The 22,811-nt window shown below is 63.0% G+C and carries 24 protein-coding genes; 16 read left to right on the top strand and 8 right to left on the bottom strand.

Going from position 1 to position 22,811, the window contains the following annotated elements; all coding sequences use genetic code 11:
* Together ACVWWD_RS14725 and ACVWWD_RS14720 are read left to right on the top strand one after the other, a co-directional pair.
* Positions 1-702 (top strand): ABC transporter ATP-binding protein, encoded by a 702-nt coding sequence (locus ACVWWD_RS14725; RefSeq protein WP_352550260.1) that lies wholly within the window; start codon positions 1-3, stop codon positions 700-702.
* Positions 703-780: 78 nt separating this feature from the next.
* Positions 781-1,950, top strand: a complete 1,170-nt coding sequence (locus tag ACVWWD_RS14720; RefSeq protein ID WP_140661558.1) for a substrate-binding protein — start codon at positions 781-783, stop codon at positions 1,948-1,950.
* Between the two features lie 37 nt (positions 1,951-1,987).
* On the opposite strand, the gene ACVWWD_RS14715 is transcribed toward ACVWWD_RS14720, so the two are convergent.
* On the bottom strand, positions 1,988-3,634 hold the full coding sequence (locus ACVWWD_RS14715; RefSeq protein ID WP_352550261.1) for an acetolactate synthase large subunit: 1,647 nt from the start codon (positions 3,632-3,634) through the stop codon (positions 1,988-1,990).
* Positions 3,635-3,728: 94 nt separating this feature from the next.
* The gene (locus ACVWWD_RS14710) at positions 3,729-4,631 is read right to left on the bottom strand and encodes a LysR family transcriptional regulator (RefSeq protein ID WP_352550262.1); all 903 of its coding nucleotides are present in this window, start codon (positions 4,629-4,631) and stop codon (positions 3,729-3,731) included.
* Between the two features lie 103 nt (positions 4,632-4,734).
* Between ACVWWD_RS14710 and ACVWWD_RS14705 the strand changes: the two genes are divergently transcribed.
* From ACVWWD_RS14705 to ACVWWD_RS14695, 3 genes are all read left to right on the top strand, one after another.
* Complete coding sequence (locus tag ACVWWD_RS14705; RefSeq protein WP_352550263.1) at positions 4,735-5,724, top strand: zinc-dependent alcohol dehydrogenase family protein; 990 nt, start codon at positions 4,735-4,737, stop codon at positions 5,722-5,724.
* A gap of 185 nt (positions 5,725-5,909) precedes the next feature.
* Positions 5,910-6,209 carry a TFIIB-type zinc ribbon-containing protein gene (locus tag ACVWWD_RS14700; RefSeq protein WP_352550264.1) on the top strand — a complete coding sequence of 100 codons (300 nt, stop codon included), beginning with the start codon at positions 5,910-5,912 and terminating at the stop codon, positions 6,207-6,209.
* A gap of 66 nt (positions 6,210-6,275) precedes the next feature.
* Positions 6,276-7,262, top strand: coding sequence for a Tim44 domain-containing protein (locus ACVWWD_RS14695; protein WP_352550265.1), 987 nt, complete (start codon positions 6,276-6,278; stop codon positions 7,260-7,262).
* Between the two features lie 25 nt (positions 7,263-7,287).
* Here the strand turns inward: ACVWWD_RS14695 and ACVWWD_RS14690 are convergent, their stop codons facing one another.
* On the bottom strand, positions 7,288-7,827 hold the full coding sequence (locus ACVWWD_RS14690; RefSeq protein ID WP_352550266.1) for a lactonase family protein: 540 nt from the start codon (positions 7,825-7,827) through the stop codon (positions 7,288-7,290).
* Between the two features lie 65 nt (positions 7,828-7,892).
* On the opposite strand from ACVWWD_RS14690, the gene ACVWWD_RS14685 reads away from it, so the two are divergent.
* The 3 genes from ACVWWD_RS14685 to ACVWWD_RS14675 are packed head-to-tail and all read left to right on the top strand — an operon-like array spanning position 7,893 to position 10,767.
* Entirely contained in the window at positions 7,893-8,444 is a 552-nt protein-coding gene (locus ACVWWD_RS14685; RefSeq protein ID WP_352550267.1) for a MaoC family dehydratase, read from the top strand.
* A gap of 2 nt (positions 8,445-8,446) precedes the next feature.
* On the top strand, positions 8,447-9,607 hold the full coding sequence (locus ACVWWD_RS14680) for a CaiB/BaiF CoA transferase family protein (RefSeq protein WP_457103156.1): 1,161 nt from the start codon (positions 8,447-8,449) through the stop codon (positions 9,605-9,607).
* 32 nt (positions 9,608-9,639) lie between these two features.
* A complete protein-coding gene (locus tag ACVWWD_RS14675) occupies positions 9,640-10,767 on the top strand; it encodes an extracellular solute-binding protein (protein ID WP_352550288.1) in 1,128 nt (375 codons plus the stop codon).
* An 8-nt stretch (positions 10,768-10,775) separates the two neighbouring features.
* On the opposite strand, the gene ACVWWD_RS14670 is transcribed toward ACVWWD_RS14675, so the two are convergent.
* Both ACVWWD_RS14670 and ACVWWD_RS14665 read right to left on the bottom strand, forming a co-directional pair.
* Complete coding sequence (locus ACVWWD_RS14670; protein ID WP_023794670.1) at positions 10,776-11,615, bottom strand: amidohydrolase family protein; 840 nt, start codon at positions 11,613-11,615, stop codon at positions 10,776-10,778.
* Between the two features lie 64 nt (positions 11,616-11,679).
* Positions 11,680-12,465 carry an IclR family transcriptional regulator gene (locus tag ACVWWD_RS14665; RefSeq protein WP_023771193.1) on the bottom strand — a complete coding sequence of 262 codons (786 nt, stop codon included), beginning with the start codon at positions 12,463-12,465 and terminating at the stop codon, positions 11,680-11,682.
* 158 nt (positions 12,466-12,623) lie between these two features.
* On the opposite strand from ACVWWD_RS14665, the gene ACVWWD_RS14660 reads away from it, so the two are divergent.
* The 8 genes from ACVWWD_RS14660 to ACVWWD_RS14625 all read left to right on the top strand — a co-directional run bounded on the left by ACVWWD_RS14660 (position 12,624) and on the right by ACVWWD_RS14625 (position 19,909).
* Positions 12,624-13,943, top strand: coding sequence for an ABC transporter substrate-binding protein (locus ACVWWD_RS14660; protein WP_023794671.1), 1,320 nt, complete (start codon positions 12,624-12,626; stop codon positions 13,941-13,943).
* Positions 13,944-14,069: 126 nt separating this feature from the next.
* Entirely contained in the window at positions 14,070-14,966 is an 897-nt protein-coding gene (locus ACVWWD_RS14655) for a carbohydrate ABC transporter permease (RefSeq protein ID WP_023771195.1), read from the top strand.
* A gap of 2 nt (positions 14,967-14,968) precedes the next feature.
* Complete coding sequence (locus tag ACVWWD_RS14650) at positions 14,969-15,835, top strand: carbohydrate ABC transporter permease (RefSeq protein ID WP_023782328.1); 867 nt, start codon at positions 14,969-14,971, stop codon at positions 15,833-15,835.
* A gap of 4 nt (positions 15,836-15,839) precedes the next feature.
* Positions 15,840-16,937, top strand: a complete 1,098-nt coding sequence (locus ACVWWD_RS14645) for an ABC transporter ATP-binding protein (protein WP_023771197.1) — start codon at positions 15,840-15,842, stop codon at positions 16,935-16,937.
* A 5-nt stretch (positions 16,938-16,942) separates the two neighbouring features.
* Positions 16,943-18,055 (top strand): mandelate racemase/muconate lactonizing enzyme family protein, encoded by a 1,113-nt coding sequence (locus ACVWWD_RS14640; RefSeq protein WP_352660263.1) that lies wholly within the window; start codon positions 16,943-16,945, stop codon positions 18,053-18,055.
* Between the two features lie 9 nt (positions 18,056-18,064).
* The gene (locus ACVWWD_RS14635) at positions 18,065-18,394 is read left to right on the top strand and encodes an L-rhamnose mutarotase (protein WP_023782331.1); all 330 of its coding nucleotides are present in this window, start codon (positions 18,065-18,067) and stop codon (positions 18,392-18,394) included.
* Positions 18,387-19,463, top strand: coding sequence for a Gfo/Idh/MocA family protein (locus ACVWWD_RS14630; RefSeq protein WP_023794673.1), 1,077 nt, complete (start codon positions 18,387-18,389; stop codon positions 19,461-19,463). Before ACVWWD_RS14635 ends, ACVWWD_RS14630 begins: the two co-directional genes overlap by 8 nt.
* Positions 19,460-19,909: a MaoC/PaaZ C-terminal domain-containing protein gene (locus ACVWWD_RS14625; protein WP_031240523.1), complete on the top strand. Its 450-nt coding sequence runs from the start codon at positions 19,460-19,462 to the stop codon at positions 19,907-19,909. The genes ACVWWD_RS14630 and ACVWWD_RS14625 overlap by 4 nt, the downstream gene beginning before the upstream one ends.
* Here ACVWWD_RS14625 and ACVWWD_RS14620 read toward each other — a convergent pair.
* The 3 genes from ACVWWD_RS14620 to doeA all read right to left on the bottom strand — a co-directional run bounded on the left by ACVWWD_RS14620 (position 19,882) and on the right by doeA (position 22,738).
* Positions 19,882-20,175, bottom strand: a complete 294-nt coding sequence (locus ACVWWD_RS14620) for a hypothetical protein (RefSeq protein ID WP_352660267.1) — start codon at positions 20,173-20,175, stop codon at positions 19,882-19,884. The two genes, ACVWWD_RS14625 and ACVWWD_RS14620, sit on opposite strands and share 28 nt — an antisense overlap.
* A 377-nt stretch (positions 20,176-20,552) precedes the next feature.
* Positions 20,553-21,554, bottom strand: coding sequence for a N(2)-acetyl-L-2,4-diaminobutanoate deacetylase DoeB (doeB, locus tag ACVWWD_RS14615; RefSeq protein WP_352572510.1), 1,002 nt, complete (start codon positions 21,552-21,554; stop codon positions 20,553-20,555).
* Between the two features lie 5 nt (positions 21,555-21,559).
* Complete coding sequence (gene doeA, locus ACVWWD_RS14610; RefSeq protein ID WP_352550272.1) at positions 21,560-22,738, bottom strand: ectoine hydrolase DoeA; 1,179 nt, start codon at positions 22,736-22,738, stop codon at positions 21,560-21,562.
* Between the last annotated feature and the right edge of the window lie 73 nt (positions 22,739-22,811).

Here is a 22,811-nt window from a genome sequence, read left to right as displayed (position 1 = left end):
GTGCTGCGGACACTTGCCGTTTCGGCCGGCTACGGCCTGCTCCCGGTGCTGAACGGCATCGACCTCGGCGTCGCGGCGGGCGAAGTGGTCGGCCTGCTCGGCCGCAACGGTGCCGGCAAAACAACGCTGCTGCGCGTCATCGCTGGCGGCCTGAAGGCGAGCGGCGGCGCGGTGGTTCTCGGCGACCAGGATCTCACCAACGCGCCGGCCTTCCGCCGCGCACGCGCAGGCATCGCCCATGTGCCGCAGGGCCGCGGCATCTTCAATCAGCTGACCGTGCGACAGAATCTGGAAGTCGGCACGCGCGCCGCCAAGGATCGTGGCGACGGCGACATTCCAGCCGATATTTTTGGCTATTTTCCCATCCTTCGCGAGCGCGAGGCGCAGATCGCCGGTACGCTCTCGGGGGGCCAGCAGCAGATGCTGGCGATAGGCCGCGCGCTGTGCGGCCTGCCGTCGGTGCTGCTGCTCGACGAGCCTTCGGAAGGCATCCAGCCGAACGTCGTGCAATCGATTGCCGAGCTGGTGCCGCGCATCGCGCGTGAGCGTAGCATCGCCATCGTTCTGGTCGAGCAGAATCTCGATCTCGTTCTCAAGGCGGCGGATCGCTGCCTGGTGATGGAGAAGGGCAGGATCGTGCATGAGGGCACGCCGGAAGCATTCGCCGACGAGACCCTACTGAAGGACCTGTTGGCCCTATAGGCGCGCCTGAAGCGCCTGGGAGCTTGTTGACTTGTAAGGCGTGCATGGGGCGCGCCTGGACTGGAAGGGAACACAACAATGATAAACAGAAGAACTGTTCTGAAATCCGGCGGCGCCGCGGCCGCCTTCGCAATGGTCGGCGCGCCTGGAATCCTGCGCGCTGCAGATACGGTCAAGGTCGGGCTGTCGATTCCGATCACGGGGCTGCAGGCGATCCTCGGCGAGACGCTGCTCAATTGCTACAAGCTCGCCGCCGCCGAGCTCAACGCCGCCAATGGCATTGGCGGGCGCCAGGTCGAGCTCTTCATCGAGGACAACCAGACCACGACCAAGGGGTCCATCGACAAGGCCCGCAAGCTCCTCAACGAGGACAAGGTCGACGTGATCATGGGAACGATCATTTCGCCCGAGCGCAGCGCCACGCTTTCCGTCACCTCGAAGGCCAAGAAGCTGTTCTTCTACCCGACCAATTTCGAGGGCGGCGAATGCAATCGCTACTTCGTCGCCACCGGACCTATCCCGATGCAGCAGGTAGACCCGATGATGCCGTGGGTGGCCGAAAACCTCGGCAAGACCATCTACATCATGGCGTCCGACTATGCCTGGCCGCAGAAGATGACCGAGGCGATCACAGCCGCCTATGAAAAGGCCGGCGGCAAGATCGTCGGCGCCGACTATTATCCGTTCGGCACCACGGATTTCGGCCCGGCCTTCCAGAAGATCAAGTCGTTGAAGCCTGATGTCGTGTGGTCGATGGTGGTCGGCAACGACGCCGTCACGCAGCTCAAGCAGTATCGTAGCTTCGACATCAAGCAGCCTCTGATCGCACCGCTCGACGAGGTCTTCAACAAGGACGCGCTGCCGCCTGGCGTCGCCGCCGGCACCTACGCGCCGCAGCCCTACTGGATGGCGCTCGACAACCCGGTCAACAAGAAGTTCATCGCGAACTTCCGCGAGAAATTCGGCCAGGAGAAGATGGTCAATGGCATCGGCGAGGCCGGCTATAACGGCCTGCATCTCTACGCGCTGGCGGCCGAGAAGGCCGGCTCGCTGAAGGATGACGATGTACTCAAGGCGCTGCCGACGATCGAGTTCGATGCGCCACAAGGCAAGATCCGGGTCGATGCCAGCAACAACCACACGCTCTGCCATTCCTATGTCGGCAAGGCGGCGGCGGACGGCATCGGCTACGAGATCGTCAAGGATTTCGGAACGATCGCACCGGTAACGCCTTACTGCAAGCTGTAGGCATCAACCGATCCTGACGGCGGCTTTGCCGCTGCCGTCAGGGTGCCTTTGGCGCGGGCAAGCGCTCGCGCAATTCGTCGACAAGCACCCTGGTGTTTTCGGAATAGTCCATGGGCACGACGACGAGATGCACGCCGCCGCCGGCGAAGGCCTGTTCCAGCGCCGGCCGCAGCTCGGCAACTTCGCCAACCCTGGTCCCCTTGGCGCCATAGGCTTCGGCGTATTTGACGAAGTCGGGATTGCCGAAGGTCATGCCGAAATCCGGGAATTCGTCGACAGCCTGCTTCCAGCGGATCATGCCATAGGCATGGTCTTCCAGTAGCAGGATGACGAGGTTGAGCTTGAGCCGGACAGCAGTCTCCAGTTCCTGGCTGTTCATCATGAAGCCACCGTCGCCGCAAATGGCCATGACGCGACGCTGGGGATAGAGCAGTGCCGCCATCATCGCCGACGGCAGGCCGGCGCCCATGGTCGCCAGCGCATTGTCGAGCAGCAGCGTGTTGGCCATGCGCGTGCGGTAGTTGCGCGCGAACCAGATCTTGTACATGCCGTTGTCCAGCGCGAGGATCCCGTCCGCCGGCATCACGGCGCGCACGTCATGCACGATGCGTTGCGGCGTGAAACGGTCTTCGGTGGCGCGCGCGGCGATGCGGCTCAAAATGCCTTCGCGCAGCGGCAGCAGGGCCCGCGCGTTGGGAATCTTGCCCTCAATGCGGTCCGCCAGCAGCGCCAGCGATGGGCCGAGGTCGCCAACGATCTCGGCTTGCGGGAAATAGACCTGCTCGACATCAGCCGTCTGGTAGCCGACATGAATAACCTTCGGCCCCTTCGCCCCCATGATGAAGGGCGGCTTCTCGACCGTGTCGTGGCCGATGGTGACGATCAGATCGGCCTGTTCGATGGCCTCGTGCACGTAGTCGCGTTCCGAAAGGGCCGCCGTTCCCATATAGAGTTCGGTACCGCCGGGCACCGTGCCCTTGCCCATCTGCGTGGTGAAATAGGGAATTTGCGTGCGCAGCACGAACTGGGCGACATCGGGAGTGACGCGCGGGCGCGACGCCGCGGCCCCGAACATCAGCAGCGGACGCTTGGCCTCGATGATCATGCGGGCGGCGCGATCGAGCGCGCCAGCGCTGGCCAGGGGCAATTCGACCGGATGCGTCGGCACCAGGGCGATCGGCTCGCATTCCGCCGCCGCTATGTCTTCCGGCAGTTCGAGATGCACGGGGCCGGGGCGCTCTTCCTGGGCGACGCGGAAGGCCTCGCGCACCAGCGACGGGATCATCCTGGGCGAGACGATCTGGCGTGACAGCTTGGTCAGCGGCTTCATCGCCGCGACAATGTCGACGATCTGGAAGCGCGCCTGCCGGGACGACAGGATGCCCTTCTGGCCAGTGATCATGATCATCGGCATCGCGCCAAGCAGCGCATAGGCAGAGCCGGTCGTCAGATTGAGGGCGCCGGGGCCAAGCGTTGTGATGCACACACCCGGCTTGCCGGTGAGCCTGCCATAGGTGGCGGCCATGAAGGCCGCCGCCTGCTCGTGGCGCGTCAGGATCAGCTGGATCGACGAGCGGCGGATGGATTCGACGATGTCGAGATTTTCTTCGCCCGGAATGCCGAAAATTCGTTCGACCCCTTCATTTTCGAGGGCCGCCACGAACAGATCCGAACCCTTGGTCATGAACCGTCTCTCCTGCGATGCGCGCATTCCATAAGCCACCTTCATATGGCACCCGAACGCCACGCCTCAAAGAGCGCAAGTCGTCAGTTGGCGATCACGCCATCATTTTCGGTAAGGCGGCCGCCAATGCGTCGACGGCCAGCCTGACCTTGAGCGACAGATGCGGCGTCCGCAGCCAGAGCGCATGACAATCGTAGGGATATCGTGGCTGGTCCGGCAACAACTCGACCAGCGTGCCGGCCTGAATGCGCTCACGAGCCAGCCAGTAAGGCAACCACGCCAGCCCCATGCCGTCGACGGCGGCATCGGCGATAGCATCAAGATCGTCGAGCCGCAGCCGGCCGTTTGGGATAAGCTCGAGCGCAGTCTGCCCCTCGCGCGGAAATAGCCACGGCTGAACGATCATGCCGGGCCGGCGGTAGACAATCGCCTGGTGATCGGCGAGGTCGTCGATCCGCCGCGGCTCGCCATGAATTTCCAGATAGGAAGGCGCGGCACAGACGACCATGTCCTGGCGTGCAACGCGACGGGCGATCACACCGGCCTTGTCGTCCAGACCGCCGGTTCGGATGGCGAGGTCAAAACCGTCCTCGGCGAGATCGGCGAAACGGTCGCTCAGCGACAGGTCGAGTTCCAGCATCGGATATTGCCCTGCCAGCTTCAGCAGCACGGGGGTGACGCAGTGGCGCCCGAAATGCGCCGGCATGGTGACGCGCAGTTTTCCGCGCGGCTCCGAGAGCTGGTCGGCGGCGAGCGCATCGGCCGCTTCGGCCTCGGCCAGCACTAGGCGGCACCGCTCATAATAGGCGCGGCCGAAATCGGTCAGGCTCTGGCGGCGCGTGGTCCGGTTGATGAGACGCATGCCAAGCCGCTCCTCGAGAAACCGGACATGCTTGCCGACCATCGGTGCGGATAGATCGAGCGCAGTGGCCGCTGCCGCGAACGAGCCGAGATCGACCGCCCTGACGAACACAGCCATGCTCTCGAGCCTATCCATATTCGAAACTCCTGGTTTCTACTGCATAATCCGAACAGCCGTTTATCGCACAAAGCTTTCGCGTCATAGCTCATTAGGTGTCAGATAATTTGGAGTGAACCGAATGGCCCGTATCATTCGCTTCCACCAGCATGGTGGTCCCGAGGTCCTGCGCATCGAGGAGGTCGACCTAGCGCCACCGGGCCCGGGCGAGGTTCAAATCCGCGTCAAGGCGCTCGGCCTCAACCGCGCCGAGGCGCTGCTGCGCGCGGGCAGCTATATCGAGACGCCTGGGCTCCCCTCCGGGCTCGGGCTGGAAGCGGCGGGCGTCATCGAGGCAATCGGCGAAGGCGTGACGAGGCTGGCGGCTGGGGACGCCGTCAGTGTCATCCCACCGCAATCGATGGTTCGCTGGCCGGCTTACGGTGAGCTTGTCACCTTTCCCGCGGGGCTCATCATCAAGCATCCGGCGTCCCTCGACTGGCAAACCGCGGCGGCGGTCTGGATGCCGTACCTCACCGCCTACGGCGCCCTGATCGACATCGCTAGGCTGCGCCCCGGAGAAGGCGTCGTCATCACTGCGGCTTCGAGCAGCGTCGGGCTTGCGGCGATCCAGATCGCCAACAGCGTTCGTGCGATAGCGATCGCGGTGACGCGGACATCGGTGAAGAAGCAGGCTCTGCTCGACGCCGGCGCAGCGCATGTCGTGGTCCTCGAGGAAGAGGAACTTGCGGAAAGACTGAGCCAGATCGCCGGACCGCAAGGCGTGCGTGTGGTGCTGGACGCGATCGGCGGGCCGATCTTCGAGCCGTTGACGGCGGCGATGTCGCGAGGCGGCATTCTGATCGAGTATGGCGGCCTCAGCAGCGAGCCGACCCCTTTCCCCTTACCTGCGATACTGGGCAAGACGCTGACATTGCGCGGCTATCTCGTGCACGAGATCACCGGCAACCCGGAGAAGTTGGAGGCGGCCAAGGCATTCATCCTCGAAGGCCTGGCGGACGGCACGCTCAGGCCGATCATCGACAGGATCTTTCCCTTCGACCTGATCGTCGAGGCGCATCGCTATCTCGAATCGAACGAGCAGTTCGGCAAGATCGTGGTGACGGTTTAAGCAGCAAATCGCTCTCGCCGGCAACATTGCCCCTTGAAGGCTTCGCCCCGCATTCCTAACTCCCGTGTGCGGGCCGGGCCCCTCTGACTGTCGCTTTGGCGACCGTGATGTCGGACCGCTTCAACGGGCCCGTTTCCATTCCTTTCGGTTAAGCGGGCTCATTCCTTTCTGGTTAGGAGCCCCACATGACATCTTCCCTCCTTGGCATGGTTTGCCCCTCCTGCCGTGTCGCCCTCGTGATGAGCGAACGCCAGGGGATCGAGATCGACTACTGTCCGCAGTGCCGCGGCGTCTGGCTTGATCGTGGCGAACTCGACAAGATCATCGAACCGTCCGGCAGGGACACATCGCCCGCGCCGCAGCCACAGCCGGCAGCGTTCTCCCCGCCGCCCCGTGGCCGGGACCGCGATGACGACTATTCCCGCTCGCATGGCCACCGCTATCCGAAGCGGAAGAAATCATTTTTCGAAGAGCTGTTCGATTGAGGCCGGTCTTTCCAAGGCCGGCCCTTTGCCGAAAACGCCCCAAACCACAGCGATAAAGGTCACCCGATGATTTCCCGCACAAGCCGATTCGCCACACTCTTTGCCGGCCTGTTCCTTGCATTCTCCATGGTTGCGATCGATCATGCCGAGGCGCGGCGCGGCGGCAGTTTCGGCAGTCGCGGCACGCGCACGTTCCAATCGGCCCCGCCGACCCGGACCGCGCCGGCGCCGACCGCGCCGGTCGAGCGTTCGATGACACCCAATACCGGCGTGAACAATGCTGCCCGGCAGCCGCCGGCCGGACTGCAGAGGCCCGGCTTCATGAGCGGCTTCGGTGAAACGATGATGCGCGGCCTGCTGATCGGCGGCCTGATCGGACTGCTCCTTGGCCAAGGTTTCGGCGGCCTTGCCGGCATGTTCGGATTCCTGCTCCAAGCCCTGCTCATCGGTGGCGCGATCATGCTGGCCATCAGGTTCTTCCGATCGCAATCCGCGCGTGGCCCCGCGCCCGCGCTCGCCGGCATAGGCAATACCCAGGCTTCACGGTTCGAGAACCGCGCACAACAGGAGACGGGAAGCGCTGGCTCCTTCACAATTCCGGGGTTTGGCGGCGGATCGGGCGGAGGCTACGAGACCACCCGATCCGAAGAGATCACGCTGGCCCAGGCCGACCTCGACGCGTTCCAGCAGTTGCTGACCGAGATTCAGGAAGCATTCGGCCGCGAAGACCATGCGGCATTGCGCCGGTCGGTGACGCCCGAGATGGTGTCCTATCTGTCGGAAGAGCTGGCAGACAATGCCCAGAAAGGTCTCAGGAACGAAGTATCCGACGTCACGCTGCTGCAGGCCGACATCGCGGAAAGCTGGCGCGAGGATGACCGCGACTACGCCACGGCGGCGTTGCGCTACGAGTCCCGTGACGTGATGCGCGAACGGGCGAGCGGCAAGGTCGTCGAGGGCGATGAGGAGCAGCCGACCGAGACGACCGAGTTGTGGACGTTCACGCGCCAGAATGGCTCGAGCTGGAAACTCTCGGCCATCCAAGAGGCTTGAGCCCGGCTAGTCTGCTGGCCGGTGGTCATGCGACGATCTTGACACACATCGGCGTGCCGATCTCGATGCCGCGCCCGGTATCGGTCAGCATGCCCTTGCGGGCGTCGCGGACGAAAATCGAAATGCGGTCGGCATTCTGGTTGGCGGAGAACAGATGGCCGCCCGAAGGCGTCAGCGCCAGATTGCGCGGCGTGGCGCCTCCGCAAGGTAGATAGCCGACAAGACTTAAGCTGCCGGTCTCCTGGTCGACCGCCATGATGACGACGCTGTCGTGGCCACGGTTGCCGCCATAGACGAAACGGCCGTCCGGCGAGATCCGGATATCGGCGCAGTGATTGCTGTCGCGGGCCTCGGCCGGCACCGCCGGCTTCCTGTCGATGATCGATAGCCTGCCAGTCGCATTGTCGAGCGCCATCGACGCGACAGTCGAATCCAGCTCGTTCATGACAAAGACAAAGCGGCGCGTGGGACCGCCAAAATTTCGCTTGTCCTCGCTTGCAACGCAAACCCATATGTGAAAATAGTATTTACAAAAGAAGATTGATGGGAGGAGGACGTCGTGCACTCAGGCGCTTTGAAGCGTGCTCGAATGGCTGGATGGGCGCTTTCTCGAGCCCGCTGGACTACGCCATGAGCGATTTCGCGCCAACCGTTGGAGTTGTCTCGACGCACCCTAGGAATATGCCCGCCGATCATGCCGCCCTGCCGGTGTGGAACGCCGAGAACTGGTTCTATGAGGACTGGCCGGTCAGCCAAAAGATCCGCTCGCTGCGCCGCACCATGGCCGAGGGCGACAGCCACCTTTTCAACACGCTGGTGCTCGACATCCATCCTTACGTGCAGGACCAGATGTTTGCCGAGAGCGACGGCATTTTCGGCAAGCGGCTGATTGCCGGCGCGTTCGTCTTCTCGGCCGGCCTCGGGCTGGTCGCCACCAACTGCGTCAACGCTTTTTCCTATGGCTATGACAAGCTACGGTTCATAAAGCCTGTCTTCATCGGGGATACGATCTATTCGATCCGTTCCAACCTCGACAAGAAGCCCCGCTACAAGGAGATGGGCCTGATCCGCGCCAGCTACGAGGTGTTCAAGGGCGAAGGCGAGCTCGTTCTTTATTGCGAGCATCTGCAGACGGTGAAGTACCGCAACCCGGCCGACTTCTTCGGCAAGACGGAGAAATAGAGATGCCGGCAGCAGCCGAATTGCCGCTTGCCGGTCTCATCGTCGTCGACATGAGCCAGTTCCTGTCCGGGCCCTACTGCTCGCTTAGGCTGCTCGATCTCGGCGCCCGCGTCATCAAGATAGAGCGTCCTGACGGCGGCGACCTGTCGCGCCGGCTCTATCTCAGCGACACCGAGATCGGCGGCGATTCCACCATCTTCCATGCCATCAACCGGGCCAAGGAAAGCCTCGCCATCGATCTGAAGAACGAGGCGGATCTCAATACATTGCGCGGGCTGCTGGCCAAGGCCGATGTGCTGATCCAGAATTTCCGGCCGGGTGTCATCGAGCGCCTTGGCCTCGACTACGAGGCCGTCCGCCAGATCAATCCGCGCCTGGTCTATGCCTCGATCAGCGGTTATGGCGAGGACGGCCCATGGGTCAAGCGGCCCGGCCAGGATCTGTTGGCGCAGGCGCGCTCCGGGGTGATGTGGCTGAACGGCGACGAAGACCAGGGGCCGGTGCCGTTCGGCCTCGCCATCGGCGACATGCTGGCGGGTGCGGCCTGCGCGCAAGGCATTCTCGCAGCACTTGTGCGGCGCGGCATCACCGGCCAGGGCAGCCATATCGAGACCAGCCTGTTGGAAGCGCTGGTCGACTTCCAGTTCGAGGTGCTGACCACGCATCTCAATGACGGGCGCCGCCTGCCCAGGCGCTCGAGGTTCCGCAGCGCGCATGCCTATCTCTCGGCGCCTTACGGAGTCTATCCGGCCAGGGACGGCTATCTCGCCATCGCCATGACGCCGATCCCCAAGTTGGCCGACCTTTTGTCGCTCGATGAACTGGCTCCCTATCGTGACAGGCCGGCATCCTGGTTCATCGCGCGCGACGATATCAAGGCGATCATCGCCCAGAGGATCGCGACCAAGACCATCGACGACTGGCTGGCGATTCTCGAGCCTGCCGACATCTGGTGCGCCAAGGTGCTGACCTGGCCGGAGATGCTGGCAAGCGGGGGCTTCCAATCGCTCGGCATGCTGCAGACGGTGACGCGCGAGGACGATGTCTCGATCCTCACCACCAGTTCACCGCTGCGGGTCGATGGCGTCAGGGCCAAGGTCGACCGGGCAGCACCGCGGATTGGCGAGCATAGCGCCGCAATCCGCGAGGAGTTCGGCCTGTGACCACGCGCTCCCTCAAGCCCACGCTCAGGGGCATGACCTGGAACCATCCGCGCGGCTTCGATCCGATGGTCGCCTGCTCGTCGGTGTGGAAGCAGAAGACGGGCATTGCCGTCGAATGGGACAAGCGATCGCTGCAGGATTTCGAATCCTTCCCGGTCGAGGAGCTGGCGCGCGCCTATGACCTGATCGTCATCGATCATCCGCATGTCGGCCAGATTACCGCGGAGCGCTGCCTTGAGCCGCTTGATCTCGTCGGCCGCGAGGCGGAACGCGTCGCCCTCGCCTCAGGCAGCGTCGGCCAGTCCTATCCGAGTTACACATGGCAAGGACGGCAGTGGGCGTTTCCCATCGATGCGGCAACGCAGGTTCAGGCCTGGCGACCCGATGCGCTCGACCAACCGCCATCGCGATGGAGCGAAGTGCTCGATCTCGCTCGGCAGGGCCGCGTGCTTCTGCCGTTGCGGCCGCCGCATTGCCTGATGACCTTCTACACGCTGGCCGGTAATCTCGGGCATCCCTGCGCGACCGATCCGTCGGGCGATCTCATCGATGTCGAGACGGGCTGTGAAGTCTTCGAGATGATGCGTGAGATCGCGGTGGTGGTCGACCCGACCTGCTTCGACATGGACCCGATCGCCGTTTCGGAACGCATGGCCGAGGCTGGTTCCCGCATCGTCTGCGCGCCGCTGATCTATGGCTACGTCTCTTATGCGGCGTCGGGTTTTCGCGCCACCAGGTTGGCTTTCGCCGACATGCCGGTCGTCGGTTCCAATGGTCCGACCGGCTCGGCGCTCGGCGGCACAGGCATAGCCGTATCAGCCTTCTCCAAGGCCAAAGAGGCAGCGATCGATTTTGCCTATTGGGTCGCCAGCGGCGATGTCCAGCGTGGCATCTATGCCGCCGCCGGCGGCCAGCCGGGCCATGCGGCTGCCTGGGAAGACCAGACTATCAATGAACTGGCCGGCAACTTCTATCGGGGCACGCGCGCGACGCTGGAGAGCGCCTGGGTGCGGCCGCGCCATGACGGCTACATGGCGTTCCAGCAGGCGGCGTCCGACCGCATCGATTCCGGCCTGACCTCCGGCCATCGTGCCAGCCAGGTCGTCGCCGATCTCATTGGCCTGTTCCGGGCCAGTTCCCCCTCGCTTGGCGAGAGCTGAGCGAGGTGCTATTTCAACCGCCATAGCCTGCGGGCATTATCCGACAACAGCCCGTCACGCTCCGAAACGCTGCAACCCGAAAGCAGCGCATGGGTCGCCGCCACCCAGGTCGAGAGACCGCCACCAAGTGTGCAGACCGGCCAGTCGCTGCCCCAGACGACACGGTCCCAGCCGAATGAATTGATGGTGTGTTCGACGTAAGGCCGCAGCGTATCGACCGTCCAATTGGCGGGGTCGGCATAGGCGACCACGCCGGAAATCTTGGCCATCACGTTCGGGCGCCGTGCGATCTCGCTCATGTGTTCGCGCCAGGGATGCTCGGCTCCGCCCTTGATGTCGGGAACGCCGCAGTGGTCGAGGACGAACTGGACGTCGGGCGCAAGGTCGGCGAGCGCGATCGCTTTCGGAATCTGGTGCGGCAGCACCACGAGATCGAAGGTCAGGCCGGTGCCACCAAGCCGCTTGATGTTGTCACGGAACAGTGCGCCTTCGGATAGCTCGTCCGGGACGACGTGAAGGACGCGGCGGAACCCTTTGACGAAGGGGTTTGTCCGCTGGCGTGCGAGATAAGCGGCAAAGTCAGCGCCTTCGGGACGGCAGGATGCTATCGCCCCAGAGAGCATGCTGCCCGCTTGCCGCGACAGGCCCTCGATACGGGCGGTTTCCGCCTCGATGTCGGCCGGGTCGACATCGACCTCCATGTGCAGCACGCGTTCGATACCGGCGCGCTTTGCCTCCGTGGCGTATTCCTCATAGGAGAAATCGCGGTTCAGTGCCGGTACGCCGGCAAGCCAGGGGTAGCGAAGCGCCGAGCGATCGATGAGATGCAAATGGGTGTCGATGATCATGGCGGGCTCCTCCTCCAGCTTTTTTCGATCCTCTCACGGAGGAATTCTTCATTCAAATAAGAATTTATGCCGATGATCCGACGGCCGACCCAGCCAGGTGAGACAGCTTCTCGCAGGTTGCCAGCAGCAACTCAATGGTCCGTGTGATGTCGGGTGCCGAGGGCGCGTTGACGACGGTTATGTAGGGGATCGACAGCGCCGCTATGGCCTTGCCGTCGGACCCGCGCACCGGAGCGGAAAGGTTGAAGACACCCGCGGTCTGCATGGAAGCCATCATCTCGTAGCCGCGGTCGCGGATCTGGTCGAGACGGGCGAAGAACTCGGCCGGCTGCGCGGTCTTGTCGGTGCTGCGGACGTGCTCCGAGATCATCATCTGCCGCTCTTCCGGTGAACGGAAGGCGAGCAGGACATGGCCTGAACCGGTGTCGAACAGGCTGATGTGGGAGCCGACCCGGATCGAAATCCCCCAGTAGTTCGGCGCCTCCTGCTGGCCTATCACCACGGCGGAACCACGATCAAAAACAACCAGTTGGTTGGCCTGCTGCGAGGTCTCGGCCAGCTCCCGCATCAGCGGCGTCGCATAGGAAACCAGCCGCCGCACAGGCGCGTGCAATTGTGCCAGGCCAAACAACTTGAGCGTCAGCGAATAGCGGTCGCCATCGAGCCGCGTGACGTAGCCACGCCGCACCAGCCGGTCGAGCATGCGGTAGAATTCATTGGGGCTGCGGTCGAGCTTCTTGGCGATTTCCGCCTGGGTCAGGCCACCGTCCACGCCCGCTAGAAGCTCAAGGATGTCGAGCCCCTTGTCGAGCGCCGGCGCTCGATAACGCTCATCTTCACTGTCGTCCATGGCTCGTCCCTCCAGTGAATTCGTCTCTTCATATACGCAGGAACACAGCTTATGGAAATAAATTTCGCCTTGACGTACGGGTGAATGTTTTGTTTGTATATGAATGTAGCACTTCTTGTCACGTGACGAGTTGCGGGCGCACCCAAGGGAGGATACCAATGAACAGACTGCTTTCCGGCGTATGCGCCGGCGCATTGATGCTTGCGTCAGGCGCAGGCACCGCCCTTGCCGGCGACCTGCCCGGCAAGTTCGACGGCGTGACCGTCGACGTGAAGCTGATCGGCGGCCAGCAATATGAAAAGCTCTACGAGCGCATTCCCGAATGGGAGAAGGCGACAGGCGCCAAGGTCAACATCCTGACCAAGAAGAACGGCTTCGACATCGACAAGGAATTGAAGTCCGACATCGCCTCGGGCAGCACCAACTGGTGCGTCGGCTGGAATCATTCCTCCTTCGCGCCGCAATACACCGGCCTCTACACCGACCTCAGCAAGCTCCTGCCGAAGTCGGAGATCGACGCCTTCGTGCCGTCGACGATCAAGGCGGCAACCATCGACGGCAAGCTGGAAATGCTGCCGCGTGCGCAGTTCGACGTCTCGGCGCTTTACTACCAGAAGAGCCTGTACGAGAACGCCGACAACAAGACCAAGTTCAAGGCCAAATACGGCTATGATCTGGTGCCGCCGGACACCTGGAAGGAAGTCACCGACCAGGCTGAGTTCTTCGCCAACCCGCCGAATTTCTACGGCACGCAGTTTGCCGGCAAGGAAGAGGCGATCAACGGCCGCTTCTACGAAATGGTCGTCGCCGAGGGCGGCGAATATCTCGACAAGGACGGCAAGCCGGTCTTCAATTCCGAAGCCGGCATCCGGGCGCTCGACTGGTTCGTCAACCTCTACAAGGCCAAGGCCGTGCCGGCCGGAACCACCAACTACCTCTGGGACGATCTCGGCCAAGGCTTTGCCTCGGGCACCGTCGCCATCAATCTGGACTGGCCGGGCTGGGCCGGCTTCTTCAACGATCCGAAATCGTCCAAGGTCGCGGGCAATGTCGGCGTCAAGGTCGCGCCGAAAGGCTCCGCCGGAGTGCGCACCGGCTGGTCGGGATTCCATGGCTTCTCGGTGACCGAGAACTGCCCGAACAAGGAGGCAGCGGCATCGCTCGTATGGTGGCTGACCAACGAGGACAGCCAGAAGCTCGAGGCCACCGCCGGGCCGCTGCCAACGCGCACCGCGGTCTGGGATTGGGACCTGCAGCAAGCCGCCAACGACCCTTACAAGAAGGAGGTTCTGTCGGCTTTCCAGGAAGAAGCCAAGCACGCCTTTGCCGTGCCGCAGACGCCTGAGTGGATCGAGATCTCGAACGCCGTCTATCCCGAGTTGCAGGCCGCGATCCTCGGCGACAAGACCTCCAAGCAGGCACTGGACGAAGCCGCCGCCAAGGCGAAGCAGATCCTGCAGGACGCCGGCAAACTGTAAGCATTGCTCACAAGATTGCCTCCCCCATCGTGAAATGAGGGAGGCGATCGCCTTTTGCCGGCGTTGCCCGTTTCATCATGTCGGGCCTCGGCCCAAAATCTGAATGCCAGATACCAGAGGAGCCCGATGAAGGGCCGCAAGCCATCCGCGCCGTTACTGCTGCTGCTTCCGGCCATCGTCGTTCTGGCGGCGGTCGTCGTGGTGCCACTGCTTCTGTCGCTCTATTCAAGCTTCACCCCGTTCCGCCTGACCAAGCCCGAGACGTTCTTCGTCTTCATCGGCCTCAGGAATTACCTGTCGATCCTGGCCAACACCGATTTCTGGTGGGCATTCGGCCGTACCGTTCTGTTGCTGACGATCGCGCTCAATCTTGAAATGCTGCTTGGCCTTGGTCTCGCCATGCTGGTTGAGAAGGCGACGCGCGGCCAGCGCATCCTGCGCACGCTGATGATGTTTCCGATGATGTTCTCGCCGATCCTCGTCGGCTTCCAGTTCAAGTTCATGTTCAACGACAATATCGGCCTGGTGAACAATGCGCTGCAGTCGCTTGGCATCACCAGCGACGCCATCCCGTGGCTGATCGAGGGCCACCTCGCCTTCATCGCCATCTCGATTGCCGAGATCTGGTCGTCGACGGCGATCTTCGCCATCCTGATCCTCGCCGGGCTGCTCGCCATGCCCAAGGAGCCGATCGAGGCGGCGCGCGTCGATGGCTGCACGCCGTGGCAGACATTCCGCTATGTGACCTGGCCGTTCGTCATGCCCTTCGCCTACATCGCCATGACCATCCGCTCGCTCGACGTGGCGCGTGCCTATGACATCGTCAAGATCATGACCGATGGCGGGCCGGCCGGCCGCACCGAGCTTTTGTGGACTCTGGTGGCCCGCACCGCCTACAGCGACGGGCGCATGGGCATGGCCAACGCCATGGCCTACTTCTCGATCCTGCTGTCGATCGCCTTCACCGTCTATTTCTTTAACAAGCTCGCGGCGGCGCGCACGCAAATCGGCGCGGAGTGGTGAAGATGGACGAGAATTCTTCCGCCCGCCTAAAGCGCAGGCTGCTTGATATCGTCTATCGCATCGGCCTGCTCCTGGCGATGCTGACCATCTGCCTGCCGGGCCTGTGGATCGTGCTATCGTCGCTGCGGCCGACGGTCGAGATCATGGCCAAGCCGCCGGTGTGGATCCCGCAGGACATTTCGTTCGACGCCTATGTCGCGATGTTCTCAGGCATCGGCAAGGGCGGCATCCCTGTCATCGAATATTTCCGCAACTCGCTGATCATCTCTGTGACTTCGACGGTTATCGCGGTCGCCATCGGCATGGCGGGCGGCTATGCCTTCGCGCGCTACCGTTTTCGCGGCAAGTCGAGCGTCTTCCTCGGCCTGATGCTGACGCGCACGGTGCCTGGCATCGCGCTGTCGCTGCCACTGTTCTTCCTCTATGTGCGGCTCGGCATAATCGACACGCATTTCGGGCTCATCCTCGCCTATGTCGCGCTCAACGTGCCGTTCACCATCTGGCTGATCGACGGCTTCTTCCGCCAGGTGCCGAAGGATCTCGCGGAGGCGGCACAAATCGACGGCTGCACGCGCTGGCAGGCCTTTTGGCAGGTCGAGTTCCCGCTCGCCGGACCAGGTATCGCATCGGCCGCGATCTTCGCCTTCCTGACTTGCTGGAACGAGTTCGCGCTGGCCTCCCAACTGACCCGCTCGGTCAGCGCCAAGACGCTGCCGGTCGGCCTGCTCGACTACACGGCCGAGTTCACCATCGACTGGCGCGGCATGTGCGCGCTCGCCGTGGTGATGATCATTCCGGCGCTCACCCTCACTTTCATCGTCCAGAAGCACCTTGTCGGCGGCCTGACCTCCGGCGCGGTGAAAGGCTGATCTCATGGCAACGGTTTCCCTCAAAGAGCTGACCAAGCGCTACGGCAATATGGAGATCGTGCATGGCATCGACCTCGATATCACCGACCGCGAATTCATCGCGCTGGTCGGCCCTTCCGGCTGCGGCAAGTCGACAACCCTGCGCATGATCGCCGGGCTGGAAGAGATCAGCGCCGGTTCGATCGAGATTGGCGGGCGCGTCGTCAACGATTTGCCGCCGCGTTCGCGCAACATCTCGATGGTGTTCCAGTCCTACGCGCTCTACCCGCATATGACCGTGCGCGAAAATCTTGGCTTCTCCTTGAAGATCGCCGGCGCCGCCAAGGACGACATGGATCGCCGCGTCGCCGAGGCCTCGGCCATCCTCGGGCTGGATGCTTTGCTCGACCGTCGGCCATCGCAACTGTCCGGCGGCCAGCGCCAACGCGTCGCCATGGGTCGTGCCATCGTGCGCGACCCCGATGTCTTCCTGTTCGACGAGCCGCTCTCCAACCTCGATGCCAAGTTGCGCACGCAGATGCGCACCGAGATCAAGAAGCTGCATGCCAAGGTGCAATCGACGGTGATCTACGTCACCCACGATCAGGTCGAGGCGATGACGCTTGCCGACCGTATCGTCATCATGCGCGACGGCCATATCGAACAGGTTGGCACCCCAGATGAAGTGTTCCGCCGGCCGGCGACGCGCTTCGTTGCCGGCTTCATCGGCTCACCGCCGATGAATTTGCACGAGGCGACGGTCGACGACGGCCAGCTGGTTTTCGCCAGCGGCGCCAAGCTGCCCCTGCCCGGTCAGTTCAAGGCCAATGTCGCTGTCGGCGACAAGGTCGCGTTCGGGCTGCGGCCAGACGACATCTATCCGACCGGCCATGGTATCAGTTCCGGCGGCGCGGCCGACGTGCATCAGATCGAACTGCCGATCACCGTCACCGAACCGCTCGGCAACGAGACGTTGGTGTTCGTCGAGTTCAACGGTAGTGACTGGGTGTCTCGCATGCTGAACCCCAGGTCGCTGAAGCCAGGCGAGCGCGTCGCCATGAGCCTCGACCTGTCGCAGGCACATTTGTTTGCCGCTGAGACCGGAAAGACATTGCGGAGCTGACCGACATGGCCAAGATCGAAAAGATAGAATTGCGCATGGTCGACCTTGTGCCCAAGGTCAAGCGCACCGACGCGATCCAGAGCTTCGTCAGCCAAGAGACGCCAATCGTCACCATCACCGATTCCGACGGCGCGGTCGGAACCGGTTACAGCTACACGATCGGCACCGGCGGCTCGTCGGTGATGCGGCTCCTGTCCGACCATCTGGCACCGCGCCTGATCAGCCGGGATCCTGATATGATCGAGGCGATCTGGCACGATCTCGAATTCGCCTCCCACGCCACCACTATCGGCGCCATCACGGCAATCGCCATCGCGGCGATCGACACTGCGCTCTGGGACCTCAGGGCGAAGAAACAGAACCTGCCGCTATGGAAGCTCGCCGGCGGCGCCAAGGACCGCTGCCCGCTCTACACGACCGAAGGCGGCTGGCTGCACATCGAGACGCAGGCGCTGGTCGACGATGCGGTGGCCGCCAAGGCCAAGGGGTTTCGCGGCTCGAAGGTGAAGATCGGCAGGCCGCATGGCTCTGAGGACCTCGCGCGGCTCTCGGCGGTGCGCAAGGCAGTGGGCGACGGCTACGAGATCATGACTGACGCCAATCAGGGTTTCTCCGTCGACGAGGCGATCCGGCGTGCGGCGAGGCTTCGAGAACTCGATCTCGCCTGGATCGAGGAGCCGCTGCCGGCCGACGACATGGACGGGCATGTCAGGCTGTCGAATTCGACGCCGACGCCGATCGCCATCGGCGAGTCGCTCTATTCCGTCAGGCACTTTCGCGAATACATGCAGAAAGGGGGCTGCTCGATCGTGCAGGTCGATGTCGGCCGCATCGGCGGCATCACGCCCTGGCTCAAGATCGCCCATGCGGCGGAGGCCTTCGACATTCCGGTCTGCCCGCATTTCCTGATGGAATTGCATGTCAGCCTGACCTGCGCTGTTCAGAACGGCAGGTATGTCGAGTACATTCCGCAACTCGACCAATTGACCGGCAAGCGCATGCGCATCGAGGATGGGCATGCGCTGGCGCCCGACGAGCCCGGTATCGGCATCGATTGGGACTGGGACGCGGTCAAGGCCATGAGCATCGCCGAATTCACCACGGCGATCACGACATAAGGAGCTGATATGCAGCGGATGGGATTTGTACTCGGGCTGAAGCCGGAGAAGGTCGAGGACTATGTTCGTCTCCATGCCGCCGTCTGGCCTGACGTGCTGACCATGATTTCGGCATGCAACATCAAGAACTATTCCATTTACCTGAAGCGGCCGGAAAACCTGCTGTTCAGCACCTTCGAATACCACGGCGCCGACTACGAGGCTGACATGGCCAAGATGGCGGCCGATCCGAGGACGCAGGAATGGTGGGCCGTCTGCATACCTTGCCAGGAGCCGCTGGCGACCCGCAAAGAGGGTGAATGGTGGGCTTCGATGGACGAGGTCTTCCACCATGACTGATGCCGGTTTCGACCCTGCCTCACTCGTCCAGGCCTGGGCCAAACCCTCACAACCCCGACCGATCGTCACTTTCGGTGCAGGGTCGATTGTCGGCGACGCGCATTTCCCCGCCTACCGAAAAGCGGGGTTTCCGATCGCCGGTCTTTACGATCCGCACCAGGCCAAGGCGCAGGCCCTGGCCGATAAATGGGACGTGACGGCGTTCCGCTCGATGGAAGAAGCCGCTGGAATTAAGGACGCGATCTTCGATCTGGCAACGCCACCGGGGCGGCACGCCGATATCCTGAAGGCTCTGCCCGACGATGCGGTCGCCCTGATCCAGAAGCCAATGGGCAACTATCTCGGCGAGGCAAGCGAAATCCTCGGAATCTGCCGCGCCAAGAAGCTCAAGGCGGCGGTGAATTTCCAGCTCCGTTTCGCGCCGATGATGCTGGCGCTGAAGGACGCCATCGCCAAGGGCTGGCTCGGCGAGGTCGTCGACTTCGATGCCTGGCTGGCGCTGGCGACGCCTTGGCAGTTGTGGGAATTCCTGCTCAAGGCGCCGCGTGTCGAGATCGCCATGCACTCGATCCACTATCTCGACCTGATCCGGCAGTTGCTCGGCGACCCCAAGGGCGTGCATGCCAAGACGCTCGGCCATCCCAGTCATTCCGTGGCGCAGACGCGCACCAGCGCCATTCTCGACTATGGCGACACGGTGCGGTGCGCCCTGTCGATCAACCACGACCACAAGTTCGGGCGCCGGCATCAGGCCTGCGAGTTCCGCATCTGCGGCACCGAGGGCGCCGCCTATCTCAAGCTCGGTCTCAATCTCGATTATCCCCGGGGCGAGGCGGACATTCTGGAAATCTATCCGAAAGGCGGGTCGGACTGGATCGCGGTGCCCTTGACCGGCGAGTGGTTTCCCGACGCCTTTGTCGGGCGCATGGCAAATGTCCAGCGCTTTGCATCCGGCGAAGACGCCGAACTGATCAGTTCGGTCGAGGACGCATGGAACACAATGGCGCTGGTGGAAGCCGCCTATCGTTCGAGTGCGGCGCCGGCGACGCCGATCGCGGAAAGGCCCTGATGGAACAGATCAAGTATTTCGAGGACTACGAGATCGGCTCGACGCGGCTGACCAGCGGCCGCACGATTACCGAGACCGACTTCATCGTCCATGCCGGTCACACCGGCGATTTCTTCCCGCACCACATGGACGCCGAGTTCATGAAGACAACACCGTTCGGCCAGCGCATCGCGCATGGCACGCTGGTGTTCTCGGTCGGCATCGGGCTGACGGCAACGGTCATCAATCCCGTCGCTTTTTCCTATGGCTACGACCGGCTGCGGTTTATCAAGCCCGTGTTCATCGGCGACACGATCCGCACACGCACAACCATCGCGGCCAAGGAGGACGACCCCAAGCGACCGGGTTCCGGACGCGTGATCGAGCGCTGCGAAGTGATCAACCAGCGCGGCGAGGTGGTGCTGGCGGCCGACCACATCTACATCGTCGAACGCCAGCCGGCCTGACGCAATGTCCGCCATGCGCCGGTAGCGCGCTTGGTGATGCGCTCCAGACCGAGCAGCAGGACCAGCATTGCCGCCACCAGGATCATGGTGAGTGCCGCCCCGGCAAAGATGTCGCCGCGATCGGTCAGCGAGAAAATCGACACCGGCAGCGCCTGCTCGGCCTCTTTAAGCTTGCCACTGGACAGTGCGGGAACAGACCGCCGGAGGGCCTCGCATTCAAGCAGTTCGCGGACCGCGTAGATTTCGGCGATTTCGGCGCCGTCCATCCCAGCAACATGCGCGACCTTCGTGGGATAAATGGAAACAATGCCTTCCACCTACAATTGGCGAAGCGCGTCCCGGATGGGCATGCGGCTGAAACCAAACTGCCCGGCCGGGTCATCCTGGCGCAATGTGGTGCCGGCCGCCCTCAGCGATCCGCTGGCAATGGGCTCTCGCAGGACATTGGCGACCTGTCCGCCACAGCATGCGGTTTCTCGATCAGGCCTTCCGTGAATCCGCGCAATCGAAGCTCCTGTATCGGTGAGCCTCGGCCTAATGGAAAACCATCGAGGATATAAGTATCCCGTGTGCGAGAACGGTTTGATCTCGAGCAGAAGAGTGGGCCCCGCCCGGCATGGTCCCGGGCAGGAAATCATATTAGTCAATCGACCTTCACGGCGACCACAGCGGCGCAGTCGCCAGCCTTGACCAAGCCTGGAAAATGCCGCGCCGCCAGCATCCCCGACATTTTGGCCCGGATTTCCCGCGGCGCAACGCCGGTGCGGCCGGTGGAATGGATGCGGGCCAGCACCGCGCCTTCTTCGACAGGTTCGCCGAGATCGACCATGGTTTCGATCATGCCGTCGTCCTCGGCGAAGGAGAAGCAATCGCCCGACGGCATGTCGAGCCACTGTGTTCTGCCCGTCTCGACCGCACCATCGACAATGCCGGCATGACGCAGGACATTGAGGATGCCGCGCCGTGCGATCCGCACGGTTTGCGCCCGCGAGGTGCCGCCGCCGCCCAGTTCCGTGCTGACGAAGACCTTGCCCATTTCCTCGGCCGCCGTGTCGTACATGCCGACCGAGTCGATCTCGATCATGCGCATCGAGAATGGTGCCGAGAATGCCGCCACCGCATCGAAGGCTTTCTGTTCCAGCGCCTTGTCGAGCAAGGTGTGTGCGGCGCAGAACGGCACGAAGTCGAGCGTCCTGCCACCGGAATGGAAGTCGAAGACGATGTCGGCGCGGGGGAGCAGTTCGCGCTGGAAATAATCGGCGATCTTCTGCGTCACCGTGCCGTCGGGCAAGCCAGGAAAGCTGCGGTTCATGTTGCCCTTGTCGATCGGCGAGGTGCGCGTGCCGGCTCGAAAAGCGGGATAGTTCATCGCCGGCACGATGATCACGGTGCCGCTGACCTGGCTGGGATCGAGCGTGCGGGCGAGTTCGTAGAGCGCCAGCGGCCCTTCATACTCGTCGCCATGATTGCCGCCGGTCAGCAGCGCCGCCGGCCCTGTGCCGTTGCGGATGACACAGATTGGGATCATCACCGAGCCCCAGGCCGAATCGTCGCGGCTGTAGGGCAAGCGCAGGAAACCATGCTGGACGCCGTCACGATCGAAATCGACGGTCGGCGCGACCGGCGACGGGCGAAGACTTGACATCGGGCTCAATCCTTCACCACCAGCTTGCGCGGCACATTGGCCAGGCACTCCACACCGGTTTCGGTGATCAGGATGGATTCGGTGATCTCCAGCCCCATCGTCTCCAGCCAAAGGCCGGTCATGAAATGGAAGGTCATGCCGGGCTTGAGTTCGGTGCGATCGCCGGGGCGCAGGCTCATCGTGCGCTCGCCCCAGTCCGGCGGATAGGAAAGCCCGATCGAATAGCCGGTGCGGTTGTCCTTGACGATCCCGTATTTCTTCAACACGGCGAAGAAGGCATTGGCGATGTCCTCGCAGGCGTTACCCGGCTTTGCGGCGGCAAGGCCGGCTTCCATGCCTTCCAGCGTTGCGTTCTCGGCATCGAGGAATTCCTGCGTCGGCTTGCCGAGGAAGACGGTGCGCGACAATGGGCAATGGTACCTGTTGTAGCAGCCGGCGATCTCGAAGAAAGTGCCCTCGCCCGACTTCATCGGTTTATCGTCCCAGGTCAGGTGCGGCGCGGAGGCGTCGGCGCCCGAGGGCAGCAGGGGCACGATCGCGGGGTAGTCACCGCCAATGCCGTCGACGCCGCGCGTACCGGCATCGTAGATCTCGGCGACGAGATCGTTCTTGCGCATGCCAACTTCGATCTTGTCGACGATGCGCTGGTGCATCGCCTCGACGATGCGAGCGGCCTTGCGCATGTAGTCGATCTCGGTTGGGCTCTTCACCGCGCGCTGCCAGTTGACCAGCGCGGTGGCATCGACAAAGCGGGCGTTGGGCAGATGCTTCTGCAGCGAGGCGAAGGCGGCGGCGGAGAACCAGTAATTGTCCATCTCGACGCCGACGGTGAGCTTGCCCCAGCCGCGATCGGTCAGCACACTCGACAGGAAATCCATCGGGTGGCGCTCGGTCGACTGCACATAGTGGTCGGCATAGCCGACGATGTTGCCATCGGCGAGGTAGGCGGTGCGCTTGGCGCCGTTGGCGTCCTGTCCACGGCCATACCAGACCGGCTCGCCCGATGGCGGCACGATGACCGCCTGGTGGACGTAGAAGGACCAGCCGTCATAGCCGGTCAGCCAGGCCATGTTGGAGGGATCGCTGACGATCAAAAGATCGACGCCTTTTGCCTCCATGGCTTTCCGCGTCTTGGCGAGGCGTTCCGCATATTCGCTTCGCGAGAATTTCAGGTTCGGCTGCATTTTGTTGGTCCTCGTTTGTTGGGGCTGGAGCCCGTTTCAACTCCGTTGAATCTGGCTCCAAGGAATTTTGTTG

This window comes from Mesorhizobium sp. URHB0026 (assembly GCF_054059755.1).
The sequence above is the reverse complement of the archived record's forward strand: the minus strand, read 5'-3'. Positions and strand labels throughout refer to the sequence as shown.